At 57.5% G+C, this 12,249-nt stretch carries 13 protein-coding genes; 7 read left to right on the forward strand and 6 right to left on the reverse strand.

Annotated elements, in window-relative coordinates; all coding sequences use genetic code 11:
• The 3 genes from ACP8MI_RS03905 (at position 1) to ACP8MI_RS03915 (ending at position 4,043) form a co-directional block, all read left to right on the forward strand.
• On the forward strand, positions 1 to 2,190 hold the full coding sequence (locus ACP8MI_RS03905; RefSeq protein ID WP_284589518.1) for a chorismate-binding protein: 2,190 nt from the start codon (positions 1 to 3) through the stop codon (positions 2,188 to 2,190).
• Between the two features lie 101 nt (positions 2,191 to 2,291).
• On the forward strand, positions 2,292 to 3,224 hold the full coding sequence (locus tag ACP8MI_RS03910) for an ABC transporter substrate-binding protein (RefSeq protein WP_018119915.1): 933 nt from the start codon (positions 2,292 to 2,294) through the stop codon (positions 3,222 to 3,224).
• Between the two features lie 27 nt (positions 3,225 to 3,251).
• Positions 3,252 to 4,043, forward strand: coding sequence for an aminotransferase class IV (locus tag ACP8MI_RS03915; RefSeq protein WP_144736693.1), 792 nt, complete (start codon positions 3,252 to 3,254; stop codon positions 4,041 to 4,043).
• A 22-nt stretch (positions 4,044 to 4,065) separates the two neighbouring features.
• On the opposite strand, the gene ACP8MI_RS03920 is transcribed toward ACP8MI_RS03915, so the two are convergent.
• On the reverse strand, positions 4,066 to 4,416 hold the full coding sequence (locus ACP8MI_RS03920; protein ID WP_039733647.1) for a DUF5997 family protein: 351 nt from the start codon (positions 4,414 to 4,416) through the stop codon (positions 4,066 to 4,068).
• Positions 4,417 to 4,593: 177 nt separating this feature from the next.
• Entirely contained in the window at positions 4,594 to 4,959 is a 366-nt protein-coding gene (locus ACP8MI_RS03925; protein ID WP_018119918.1) for a PH domain-containing protein, read from the reverse strand.
• A 129-nt stretch (positions 4,960 to 5,088) separates the two neighbouring features.
• Between ACP8MI_RS03925 and ACP8MI_RS03930 the strand changes: the two genes are divergently transcribed.
• Positions 5,089 to 5,883, forward strand: coding sequence for a type 2 periplasmic-binding domain-containing protein (locus ACP8MI_RS03930; RefSeq protein ID WP_147578914.1), 795 nt, complete (start codon positions 5,089 to 5,091; stop codon positions 5,881 to 5,883).
• A gap of 145 nt (positions 5,884 to 6,028) precedes the next feature.
• Positions 6,029 to 6,556: a GNAT family N-acetyltransferase gene (locus ACP8MI_RS03935; protein ID WP_018119920.1), complete on the forward strand. Its 528-nt coding sequence runs from the start codon at positions 6,029 to 6,031 to the stop codon at positions 6,554 to 6,556.
• A gap of 40 nt (positions 6,557 to 6,596) precedes the next feature.
• Here the strand turns inward: ACP8MI_RS03935 and ACP8MI_RS03940 are convergent, their stop codons facing one another.
• The 4 genes from ACP8MI_RS03940 to ACP8MI_RS03955 form a co-directional block, all read right to left on the reverse strand.
• Complete coding sequence (locus ACP8MI_RS03940) at positions 6,597 to 7,451, reverse strand: 5-oxoprolinase subunit C family protein (protein ID WP_126843847.1); 855 nt, start codon at positions 7,449 to 7,451, stop codon at positions 6,597 to 6,599.
• Positions 7,445 to 8,071, reverse strand: a complete 627-nt coding sequence (locus tag ACP8MI_RS03945) for a 5-oxoprolinase subunit B family protein (RefSeq protein WP_126843848.1) — start codon at positions 8,069 to 8,071, stop codon at positions 7,445 to 7,447. The genes ACP8MI_RS03940 and ACP8MI_RS03945 overlap by 7 nt, the downstream gene beginning before the upstream one ends.
• Positions 8,065 to 8,838, reverse strand: a complete 774-nt coding sequence (locus ACP8MI_RS03950) for a 5-oxoprolinase subunit PxpA (protein WP_018119923.1) — start codon at positions 8,836 to 8,838, stop codon at positions 8,065 to 8,067. The genes ACP8MI_RS03945 and ACP8MI_RS03950 overlap by 7 nt, the downstream gene beginning before the upstream one ends.
• A gap of 93 nt (positions 8,839 to 8,931) precedes the next feature.
• On the reverse strand, positions 8,932 to 10,221 hold the full coding sequence (locus ACP8MI_RS03955) for an NRAMP family divalent metal transporter (protein ID WP_049148218.1): 1,290 nt from the start codon (positions 10,219 to 10,221) through the stop codon (positions 8,932 to 8,934).
• 230 nt (positions 10,222 to 10,451) lie between these two features.
• Between ACP8MI_RS03955 and ACP8MI_RS03960 the strand changes: the two genes are divergently transcribed.
• Together ACP8MI_RS03960 and ACP8MI_RS03965 are read left to right on the forward strand one after the other, a co-directional pair.
• Positions 10,452 to 11,072 carry a GntR family transcriptional regulator gene (locus tag ACP8MI_RS03960; RefSeq protein WP_049148217.1) on the forward strand — a complete coding sequence of 207 codons (621 nt, stop codon included), beginning with the start codon at positions 10,452 to 10,454 and terminating at the stop codon, positions 11,070 to 11,072.
• Positions 11,073 to 11,091: 19 nt separating this feature from the next.
• Positions 11,092 to 12,246 (forward strand): hypothetical protein, encoded by a 1,155-nt coding sequence (locus tag ACP8MI_RS03965; RefSeq protein WP_126843849.1) that lies wholly within the window; start codon positions 11,092 to 11,094, stop codon positions 12,244 to 12,246.
• The last annotated feature ends 3 nt before the right edge of the window (positions 12,247 to 12,249 follow it).

Below are 12,249 nucleotides of genomic sequence, written 5' to 3' on the forward strand. Positions count from 1 at the left end.
TTGAAGGTAGTCCTGGTTGATAACCACGACTCGTTTACCAATAACCTGGCTAGTTATGTGCGCATGGCCGGCCAGGAGGTTGTGGTTATTGCTAATGACGCTGATCTCGGCGGGCTAGATTTCGCCGCTTTCGTGCGTCAGGCCGGCTTCGGTGCAGTGATTATTTCGCCGGGGCCGGGAACACCGGAAAACCCGTCTGATCTGGGGCATTCCGCAGCCGCGTTACACGTTGGGTTGCCGGTGTTGGGGGTGTGTTTAGGCCAGCAAGCCATGGCCTGGGTGGAAGGCGGCTCGGTGGTAGGTGCACCCGAGCCGTTTCATGGTCGCCGGAGTCGGATTACGCACGATGGTACCGGGTTGTTTTCCGGTATTGACGTGGATTATCAGGCGGTGCGTTATCACTCGCTGGTGGTGGCCGACGACGTTAACAATCCCGTCCCGGACTGTTTTCGTGTCACCGCGCGTACCGCGGACGCGGATAAATTAGTGATGGGTTTGGAGCACAAGCACAAGCCGTGGTGGGGCGTGCAGTTCCATCCAGAATCCATTGCTGATGCGCATGGCATGGGCATCGTGCGTAATTTCTTGCAGCTTGCTGCGCGGGATAGTTTTCCTGGCGGTAGTGCTGGTTGCGAGAGCACGGGTTGTGAGCGCACGTATTTCGATGACGTGAGGTGCGATACAGACACAGATACAGATAGAGATACAGAGTGTGCTGATTTCGCCGAATCGAATGAGCATGGCATCAAGCCCTGGCTGATTTCCCGAGCTTTTCCGGCAGAAGCGCTGGCCACCGACCCGATGCGTGCCTATGAGCATTTGCATGGGCAGCGCTGGTGGATCGAAGACGGTTCCGGGGCACTCTGTATGGGGGATGATTCTGGCCCGCTTGCTCGGCATATCAAAGCTTCTGTTGCGCGCGGGGAAGTCGAAATCTCTCGCCTTGGCGATGCGGGGGAACAGGAAAGCCCTGCACTACACCGCGAGTCCGTGTTCGCTACAATCGAGCGCCTGATGCAGCACTATTCCGCGGTGCAACCACCGGTGCCTGGGTGCGAATTTAGCTTGGGGCTAGTGGGCTATTTGGGCTACGAGCTCAAGGCGGATTGCGGCTATTCTGCTCCCCATGCGCGTGAGGATTTTTGGGATGCGCAGCTGTTGTTGGCGGATCGGGCGCTCATTCTTGTCGACGGCCAGTGCCATGTGGTGGCGCTGTGTGAGAATGCAGAAACGGCTGCTGTACAACAGGCGTGGGTGGATGCCATGGTTGCAGGATTACAAGAAGCTCAGGTGTTCAAGACTGCAGACGCTGGCGTCTCTGTTCCTGGTCCGGAGCACTCCCTGGCTACTGAGCAGCAAGGCGCACCACAAGGCGTCGCGCAGCAACTACATTCGCGTGCGGAATACCTAGATTTGATTGCGCAGTCCCAGGAACTCATTGCAGCCGGTGAGTCTTATGAAATTTGTTTGACCAACCGGCTGACTATGCCAGCTGCCGGGCATCACCCGAAAGACGCGTTCGCGTATTTGCGGGCCAACCATGCGTCGCCGCGAGCAGGGTTGCTGGAATTTGCTGATTTTGGGTTGGTGTCGACAAGCCCGGAGTGTTTCGTGCGCATCGCAGGTGGTGTGGTTACCAGCAAACCGATTAAAGGGACCCGCCCGCGGGGAGCGAGTGATGTTGAAGATACGGCGTTGCGCGAGAGCCTCCAGAAGGCTGAAAAAGACCGCGCGGAAAATCTGATGATTGTGGATCTGGTGCGCCACGATATGAACGCCGTTGCGGTGCCCGGCAGCGTGGAGGTGCCGAAATTGTGGGATGTGGAATCATTTCCGAGCGTGCACCAGCTCGTGAGTACGGTGTCGGCGCGGTTGGGCGCGGTCAGCCCAGTTGCGGCCGTGCGTGCGCTGTTTCCCGCGGGTTCGATGACCGGCGCGCCGAAAAAACGCACGCTCGACATCATTGACCGGCTGGAAGGCAGCCACCGCGGTGCATACTCCGGTGCCTTTGGTTATTTTTCATTTCATGGGGCAGTGGATTTGTCCATGACAATTCGCACCCTGATTTTTGAGGGCAGACAGGTGACTTATGGCGTGGGCGGAGCGATCGTGTCCTTGTCTGACCCGGAGGACGAATACACTGAGACCCAAGTGAAGGCCCGGCCATTGTTCGGGTGGCTACGCACATAGCCAATTCAGGTTAGGCTGTGTTAATATAGGCGAGTTTTGTTGGCTGCACCACGCTAATTGGCAGATTTCCTGCGCTATGGTGCTCGAACTAGGAGAAACTCGTGAGATTTTTGCGTATTCGACAAGCCTGCGCGGCACTGGCTGGTGTTGGAATGCTGGCCGCACTGACAGCATGTGCTACTGAGCAATCTGAGCCCGAAAGCAACTCAGCGGATGCTGCCAGCGAGGAACGCGTGGTTGTCCTGAATACGGGACAACTGGAAAATGCCCTGCAGCTTGGAGTGGTTCCGGTAGGTGTCGCCGTCGCTAAAAATGCAGAGGCGATCCCGGAATTTGTGCACGAAGAATATGGTGATGAGGTTGACCTGGACGGAATCGAAGTCGTTGGTGAACGCGCGAATCCGGATATTGAAGCCATCGCAGCACTGAAGCCAACGCATATCTTCGCTAACGAGCGCACGGATTCCGAGATTGTGAAAAAACTAGAGCAACTCGCACCCGTGACATTGGGTAAAGGCGGCGGTGAAAATTGGAAAGGTGATTTCAAGATTCTTGCCGACGCGCTCGACAAAACCGAAGAATACGACAAGTTTATGAAGAACTACGAGAAGCGTGCAGATGCATTGGATGCCGCAATCGACGATGGCGTCGGCACGATTTCTCTGTTACGCCCGAAAAATGATTCCTTCAATATTTTCGGTGTCGAATCCATGGCAGGAATTGTCGCTGCAGATGCCGGATTACAGCGGCCGGATAGCCAGCAATTCACGGATAAATCCAGCCACGATATTTCTGCCGAAGAACTCGGACTCGCCGACGCTGACTGGATCTTCTACGGCGTAGTACCCGGCAGCCCAAATCCCACGGAAACCTCTCTGTGGGGAAGCCTGGGTGCGGTACACAAAGACCACGCTGTTGAAGTGGACAATGATGGCTGGTACCTGAATGCCTCGTGGCTGTCGGCAACGCTGATTCAAGACGGCCTGGCCGAGCATCTTGCCGACGGCACGCAGCTGCCCGAACGCGCTTCGTAAAACGTCGGGGCTTAGCAGTTCCGCTGAGTGCGTAGGCGAGATGGAGACTCTGGCATAATCGGGCAGGCGATGAAGATCCTGGATTCTTACCTCATTAAAGATGGCCGCGTGGTTGGCCGTGAAGCCCACGAACACCGGTTCAGCCTTGGCGCGCGCGAGGCCGGATTAGACCAGTGGGATATCGAAGCGTTCCTGCTGCGGGTGCGCGATGAACTGCCCAGTGATGGCACATATTTCCCGAAAATAGAAGCCGATGCACGCGGTGCGCTTCGATGGCAATTGCGGCACCCACCTGTATTACGAAGCACCACGGAGTTGTATATCCCGGCTGAACAGGATCAACGCATGCACCCACGGGTCAAAGGCCCTGATCACGACTACCTGCAGCAATTGCGTGAACGCGCTCGCACCGTCGGGGCCGACGATGCGGTGTTGCACCGCAACGGGAAGGTGCTGGAGGCAGCGAATGCCGCGATCATGTTCTTTCCGGATTGGAAATCGGGTAGGCAACCGGAACTGCAAGAGAAAACTCAGGACACGGCACCGGACAAAATTGCCCTGCTGCCACCGGAACAAGCCCAAGTCCTGGCATCGGTGACAGCCCACAGTAGCGTCAGCGTCCTGCAGGAGGCCGACTGGCAGGTCCACCGCGGGGTGTTGAGCTTGGCAGAAGCTTTGCAAACACCAGCCTGGGTGGGTAGCTCATTGCATGGCTGGACTCGTGTAACCGCGTGGCGCACTGATGCCGGGCGTCGGCAAGCGGTTGCAGCGCCTGATCCAGCCCCGATTAATCAGGCCTTGTGGGAGCGCGCTCGCTAGTCAGCACGCCAGAACCAGCTAGTTATACGTTAGAATCAGCGTCGTTTCCCGGCTTTGCGTTTTCCCTGCGAGATTCCGCCAGCTGGGTGCGGGCTTTGGATAACCATTCCGGCTGATCTTGTAGTAGTTCCTTGATTTCTGCCGTGGTCAGCGCCTTATCCAAGTGGGTTTTTACCGCATTGACGGAAATGCCGAGCTTGCGGGCGACTTCAGCACGCGGGTGCGGGCCTTCTAAACGTAACTGCTGCAGCCACTGCGGTGGCTCGTGCTGCAATGAGCGCAGCTGCGCATGGCTGATGCCGCCGTTGCGGAATTCCGGCGGGCAGGCTGGCAGGTGGATGCCGAGCTTTTTCGCCGCAGTCTGCGGTTTCATGGCTGTGCTGGATGGGGCGGCAGCATCGGCACCGCGGACCGTAACATCAGGGGTATCGGCGGCCTCGGTGGTGTTGTTGTGGTTAGCGCTTGCTTCCGAGTTATTGCTTTCGTTCACACCTGCACACTACAACACTGGGGACAGATCAACCCAGCAACCATGAAGACACCCAAGCGCCTAGCCCAGCACGCAGTCGCCAATGAGTTTATCGATCGCGCGTACATCCAGCTTACGGCCGATCTTGATCTTGATGTGTCCGGCGCGGGTCCACAGCTCAATCTCGGCGTTGAAATCCAGGCTGCCAGCATTTTCTGTTGACCACATATTGATTGCAGAATAGGGCAGCGAATACATTTCTACCTTCTTGCCCCGTAGTCCTTGTGAATCCCGAACGATTAGTCGCTTGTTGGTGAAAATGGCGCTGTCGCGGAAGGTCTTGAAAGCGACGTGGGCATGCTCACCAGCGGTCAGTAGCGGATAGACGTCATCGGGGATGGGCGCTTCTTCGAATAACGTCCATTCGGCAATAGCTTTAAACTCCATGGGCAGTGTCCTTCTTTTTAGTTAGTTGCAGACCAGTGTGTCAGCGTCGGCATTGCCAGAGCTGATATTGTCAGCGTCAAGATTGTGTGAGTTCTTTTACTATATGCCAGGCGCGGTAGCATTGCCGTCATGTTGCACCTCGCATTCGCCACCGGCACAGAACCAGGCAAATGGTTCCAGCGATTCCAACGCGATACACCGCACGGCCTCGACGCGGCGGCCGCAGATGATCCTTTCGCAGCGCTTGCCGACGGCGCGGGCGCTGCCGGTGCAGATGATGCCGGTCCTGCCGAGCTGGCGCTGATGCGCCTACCGGATTCGCGTGTCGACGAAGCGGCAATCGGGCACCAGTTGCACGTCGTCAAGCTTTATACCGAACAATGCGGGATTGCGGTGCCGAAAGATAGCGTGTTCGCGGAAGTCGGCGAGGCCGTCGGCCCGGCGGACATCGACGGCGAGATCATTAATTTCGTGGCAGAAAAGCAGGGCCCGATCAACGTCGACAAGCTCCGGGAAGCTCTGCAACTAGTGGCTGCCAATGTGGGGGTGGCGATCGGGCCGCTGCCGTTGCTGAAGATGCTATCGAAAAACCAGATCAGCGTGCTGCCGTACCACGGCGAGTATGTACCAGAAGCAGGGGAGCACTCCGGGGAAAAGGCTGCCGTGTCGCAGACTGAGATCGCCTTGGTGTGGAAAGTAGCCGCGGACGGGGATGCGATTCAAGATTTCGTTGGGATCGCGAAAGGGCGCAAATCCGGGTCCACGCGGCACCGGGCGGTCAAAGAGACGCGGCACAAAGAGGGGCAGAAAAGCGTCGGCAAGCATAAAAATGCTATGCATAAAGGCAACAAACCGAAGCACGCAGGAAAGGGAGCGCGGCCACGCGGGAACGCGCCGGGAGGGGTGCGCAAAAAGAAACGCTAGTAAAACCGGGTGCATAAAACCGGGTGTAAACTGGGCGGCTGATAAAGGCGAAATGTACTTCACGCATTGCTGCGAGTCGTACCAATCTATTTAGTGAACTCGACTTTTCAGTGAATTCGACACAGCTACGGAAGGACCAACAGCAATGTCCGATGACTTCAACCTGCGCCCCATCCGGCCAGACGATTACCCACAGGTGCGCGAAATCTACGAACTCGGCCTTGAGACCGGCCATGCTACTTACGAGACAGAAGCGCCAACCTGGGAGCAATTCACTCGCTTGAAGGTCATGGAAACCGTCTTCGTGGCCGTGGAAAAAGACAACGATTCCAAAATTTTGGGATGGGTTTCGGGCGCGCCTGCTAGCCACCGCCCGGCGTTCCACGGTGTGTTGGAAGATTCCATCTATTTGCACCCGGATGCGCAGGGCCGCGGTGTGTCCGGCGCGCTGTTAGATAAGCTGATTGAGGTGGCAGAGGACCTGCACAAGTGGGCCATTCACGCGTGGATTTTCCCGGAAAATGAGGGGTCCGCGAAGTTACATGAATCTCGTGGTTACGAGAAGGTTGGAACGTTTAGCCACATGGCGAAAATGACCTACGGTGAGCGCGCTGGGGAATGGCGCGATACCGATGTTTGGGAAAAGCTGTTAACGAAACCAGACGAGAAATAATCGTGCTGGCTGGCGCTAGTGTGTAACCCGCCAGCTGGCGCTAGTTTATACCCCGGAACGTGACGATCGTGCCGGGGCTTAATTGTGCCATCTTGTCGACGGACTCGCTGGTCAACACCCCAATGACTGGGTAGCCTCCGGTGATTGGGTGATCAGCACCGAAGGCCACCGGGTGCCCACTGGGTGGAACCTGCAGGGCGCCGCGCAGCGCTCCCTCGGAAGCCAGCTCACCGTCGTGGGCCCGCTGCAGTGGTCGAGTTGCCTCGAGATTCACACCGATCCGGTCGGAGTCAGACGAGACCCGGAAATCCTGGTTAAACAGCTCGGAGGTATCCGCGAACCAATCCTGGCGCGGCCCAAGCACCACTTCGAGGACCTCGCGTGCTTGCGGCACGAACTGAGCGGGTAGATGCTTGATTTGCGGTAGGGCAGGGGTGACGGTGCCAGTATTCGTCGGCAAGCTCGCTCCAGGTTCGATGGGGGCAGGACCGATACCGGAGAGCGTATCCGTGGCGACTGAACCCAGCACCGGGTCGACCGCGAAGCCACCGGCGACTGCTAAATAAGCGCGCAGCCCGGTACCGACGTCCAATCGCACGGTCTGGCCTTTGTGAATATCAAGAACCGTGTTGGTCCGCATCCGCCGCTTGTCGACGAAGACATCTGCGTCTGTGCCAGTAAACACGATGCGTACCGCCTGTTGAGCGGTGACCTGGAAGCCGCCGAACAGGATCTCGACGACGGCAGCGTTGTCATCGTTACCGAGCATGCGGTTGGCACGCCGGGCAGCACCACGGTCAAATGCGCCGGAAGGGCCGACACCCAATCCGGAATATCCACTGCGCCCGAGATCCTGAAAAGTTGCCTGTGGTCCGGTTTCTAGCACCTTTAGCATGTTTTCTCCTGGAATCGCACGGAATCGCCGGGTTGTAGCAGAGCTGGCTGGTCGCGGTCTAAATCCCACATGCGCTCTTCGGTAGAACCGATTAACTGCCAGCCGCCCGGTGAACTTTGTGGGTACACGGCGGAAAAGCCTCCCGCCAGCCCTACAGAGCCGGCCGGAATGGAGGTTCGTGGTTGGCTTCGGCGAGAGATATCGGCAAACACCTGGGCATGTGGGCTTTCTTGGTCTGGGCGCAAGTATAAAAAACCTGGTGCGAACCCGGCGAAGGCGGCTGTCCAGGTGGTTTCTGTGTGCGCTTTGATGAGCTCAGCCGGGGTGAGGCCCAGGTCGTCGGCAAGTTCGTCTAAATCCGCGCCGTCGTAGGTGACCTCGATGGTGTGTGCAGCACCAGTTTCGCTTGTCGACGCCGCGCTATCGAGTTCGGGCAGCGTGATTTCGTTGGGGTTGCGGTCGAATGCGATGAGCAGCGTGTGTGCTGCAGGAATCAGATCAACGACCGCGTCGAGGTTGTCGCGTTCCAGTTGTGCCTGGTAAGCGAGTACCTGGCCGAGAGGATCATCGTGGTCGCTGAAATCGATCAACAAACCGCGGTCGCCATAGGGGATCAGCATATGGTGATTCCCTCCTTTTTCAGCGCTGCGATGATAGCTTCGACGATTTCCAGGGCTTTGGCGTTGTCGCCGTGGACGCAAATAGATTGGCCCGCAACCTGGACTGGGTTGCCGTTGACAGACTGGAAAGGCTGCCCGGTGGCAATGGCAAGGGCTTGGTTGACGACGGTGTCGACGTCGTCATGCACTGCACCTGGTTGTTTTCTGGGAACCAGGCGGCCTTCGTCGGTGTAAGCGCGATCGGCGAAGGTTTCTTCGATGACCTCGAGCCCGGCCGCGCGAGCTTCACCGACGACCGGGGTGCCGGACATGGCCATGAGTTTGAGCTGTGGGTCGACGGCCAGTATTCCGCCGATGACGGCCTCTGCCTGGTAGCTGTCGGTGGCCATGCGGTTATAGAGCGCGCCGTGTGGTTTGACGTAGCTGACTTTCGCGCCGACGACGGCGGCTGCGGCTTTGATAGCGCCGAGTTGGTAGATGGTTTCTGCTAGTAGCTCTTCGGCGTTGTAATCGATGAAGCGGCGGCCGAAGCCGGGGAGATCCCGGTAGCCGATGTGCGCGCCGATGCGGACGTCACGCTCGTGGGCGGCTTTGACGGTATCGAGTAATACCTTGGGGTCACCGGCGTGGAAGCCGCAGGCGATATTGGCGGAGCTGACCAGATCCAGTACGGCATTGTCGTTGCCCATGGTCCAGTTGCCGAAGCTTTCGCCGAGGTCGCTGTTGAGGTCGATGTGCAGTCCGGTGGTGTCGGATGCATGAGCCATCGTTGTCATCTCCTGACAGTGTATTGCTGTGTATTGCTGTTTTTGGGGTGCTGTTGCGGCCGTTACGTACCAGGCGCAGCGATCAGTGAATGCTTAGAACACGAAGTCCCAGACGCCGCCGAATGAGCGAATGGCAAGGAACCAGGCGATAACCACGCCGATCATGCCCAGTCCGATCAGCCAGCGTGGGTAGTTGTATCCGAACAACAGGTCTTTCTGGCGGAACACAGCGACGTAGATGATCATCGTGAAGCCAACCGGAAGCACGAGTCCGTTGAATGCGCCGGCGAATACTAGCAGTGCAGCAGGGGCGGAACCGACGAAAGCGAAGGTGGTAGCTGATGCCACGATGAAGACGATAGTGACAATGTTCTGCGCTTTACGCAGGTGATCTTTCTTCGGGATGATAAACGTCGCCGAGGTATACGACGCGCCGATGACTGAGGACAACGCCGCAGCGAAGAGTACGGCGCCGAATGCGCGCATTCCGAAATCACCCGCGGCGGCCTGGAAGGCCTCTGCTGCTGGGTTGTCGTCGATGTTCAGCGCGATGCCACCTGCGACTACGCCCAGGATGGCCAGGAAAAGCACGAAACGCATGACGCCGGTAAGCACAATGGCGGTCACCGATGCGCGGGTGACAGCCTTGACATTTTCCGGGCCGGTGGTGCCGGAATCAAGCATCCGATGTGCACCGGCGTAGGTGATATAGCCACCGACGGTTCCACCGACCAGGGTGGTGACTACGACCCAGTCGACGGTTTCTGGCCAGACAGTTTGGGTTAGAGCTTCGCCAACTGGTGGTTGGGAGACGAAGGCGACGTAGATGGTCAGCGCAAACATGACGACGCCGAGAACCACCAGGATTTTGTCCAGGGCGGCACCCAGGCGCTGGATAGAGAAGATGATGATGGCCAGGCCTGCGGTGATCAAGCCGCCGATCTTGGCATCAATGCCCAGCAAAGCGTTCAGCCCCAGCCCGCCACCGGCGATATTGCCGATGTTAAACACGAAGCCACCGATGCCGATCAGTGCGGTAAGCAGGTAGCCAAGACCTGGGAATACGACGTTGCCGAGTTCTTGGGCGCGGAGGCCGGAAATGCCGATAACGCGCCAGACGTTCATCTGTACTGCGATGTCAATGATGATCGAGACCAGAATCGCGAACCCAAACGCGGCGGCGAGCTGGTTGGTAAACACGGCTGTTTGGGTCAGAAAACCCGGGCCGATGGCAGAGGTAGCCATCAAGAAAATCGCACCCATCAGGATGCTGCGCGTGGATGCGGTCGCTGCCGCCTGTTTCAGGTTTGGCTGAGGTGCGTTAGCACCCCGCTGCGAGCCGGAACCGGCTGCTGCGGTGCCAGCGTTGCTTGATGGTGACATGTCTGGATCCTTGCTCTTCGGAGGTGGATTTGTGTGGCATAGATCAGCGTTGTTGATGATTGTTGAACAACGATAGCATAACTGTGTGTTAACTCACGAAAGTGGTATATGTGGCGTCGGTGCGTCGGTATGCGATCTTGTTCCGGCCCTCACCGAATGCGGGAATACCAGCACAGTAAGGTGCTAGCACCAGTTTGCTAGCGCCAGTAAAGTCGATAAAATTACTATGCATGATCGCTGATTCTTTGGCGCGCGAGATTACTCAGCGCATCACGCGCGGGGATCTCCGCCCCGGCCAACGTTTGCCCGAAACCCGCCTTGCTCAACAGCTGGATTGTTCCCGGAATTCCTTGCGTGAGGCTTTTCGCTTTCTGGCTAATGACGGGCTTGTCGTACACATTCCCAACCGGGGAGTATTCGTGCGCACCCTGACGGCCGAAGCAATCAGCGAAATATACACCTACCGCCGGATTGTCGAATGCGCCGCGGTCGCAGAATCCGATTTGGATGCCATCGACCTGTCCAGCCTGGACATGATTATTACCGAAGCGCGCCGGGCTGCCGAACATGATGATTGGCATGTCGTCGGCAGCCTCAATGCACAAGTGCATCTGGAATTGGTAGCACTAGCAGGGGTGCACCGGCTGGTGGAAGATATTCGCCCAGTGATTGCCCAAGCGCGCATCGCCTTTTTGTCGCTGGCACAGCGCGATATCCACGAACCATTCATTTCCCGAAACGAGGAAATCATCGAATTACTACGCAAGAAACAGCGTGACGACGCCGTCGTTGCGCTGCGCAACTTGCTGAATACCGCGCAGCAACACGTGCTGGAACGCCTGGAATCCTAGATGCCGTTACACTAGGTACATGATGTTCCGACGCTATCGCCAAAACCGCCTGTTGCGGCAGCCGGACCCGTCGTTTCCTAGCTTGAGCCGGAAAGATGCCGATCAGTTGCGCTCGTCGCTGCGTCGCCAGTTGGCGGCTGAGGGGGCGTCGATTCGCTTCGACGGCATGGCAGCGACCATTGAACACCCGCGACGGGGGCGGATGTCGGTGCGCCTGGATGATTTGGTGCGCCAAGTTGCAAGCTCACAACACCCGAAAGCAATCCCGAATTTGGCGGCATCGTTTATGACTGGATTAGACGACGATACCTACATGGAACAGCTGGATACCGCGTCCTTGTATTCGCGGTTACGCCTGCGTTTGGTCTCGACGCGCGATTTGAGCGCAGAAGAACAAAAGGTCATTGACGCTGCCACGCTGTTTGATTTCACCAATGACACCTCTGCAACGATTGCGCTGGATACCGCATCTTCTATTCAGACGATTGCGTTAGAAAAGTTGGCTGAGATCGATGATGTCGATGCATTGGAGCGTGCTGCGCGGACGAACCTGCGCGAGGAATTACGCAATAGTGACATCGACGTGCAGTTTCATAACGGCCCCGTGGAATCGCCTGGTGCATCGGCGTGGACGTTTGAATCGAGTTCGCACTATCTTGGCTCGGCGCCGTTGTTGCTCGAGGATTTTATCGAAATGTGGGCCCCCGAGATCGACACCACCAATGGTTTGTTGTTTTCTATGCCTACCCGGCACCTGTTGCTGGTCCGTTCGGTGACCGAGGGCACGGACTTGCTGGAAGGTATTTCTCGTATGGCGCCGGTGGCTGCCCAAATTGCGGATAGTGCAGAATCCACGGTGTCACCATTGGTGCACGTCTACGATGACGGGGAGATCACCACGATTTCCAATTGGACTCCCGGCAGCCAACAAATTGAGATCGCGCCCAATACGCACATTATGAACCAACTGATTAAAGGCGGTTTTGACCCACAAGCGGCGATTGAATCAGGTGGTGGCGTATGGGAATCTGGCGAATTGCCACCATTACCGGATGATTTCGAGCTGCCGGATACCCCGGCCGATATTGATGAAGTCGATGGTGATGACAATGGCGAACCCGGCTTCGGTGACGATCGTGGTTTCGGCAATGATCACCCGCGTCGGGATACTTAATTG

The sequence above is a fragment of the Corynebacterium sp. LaCa_70 genome, assembly GCF_058182015.1.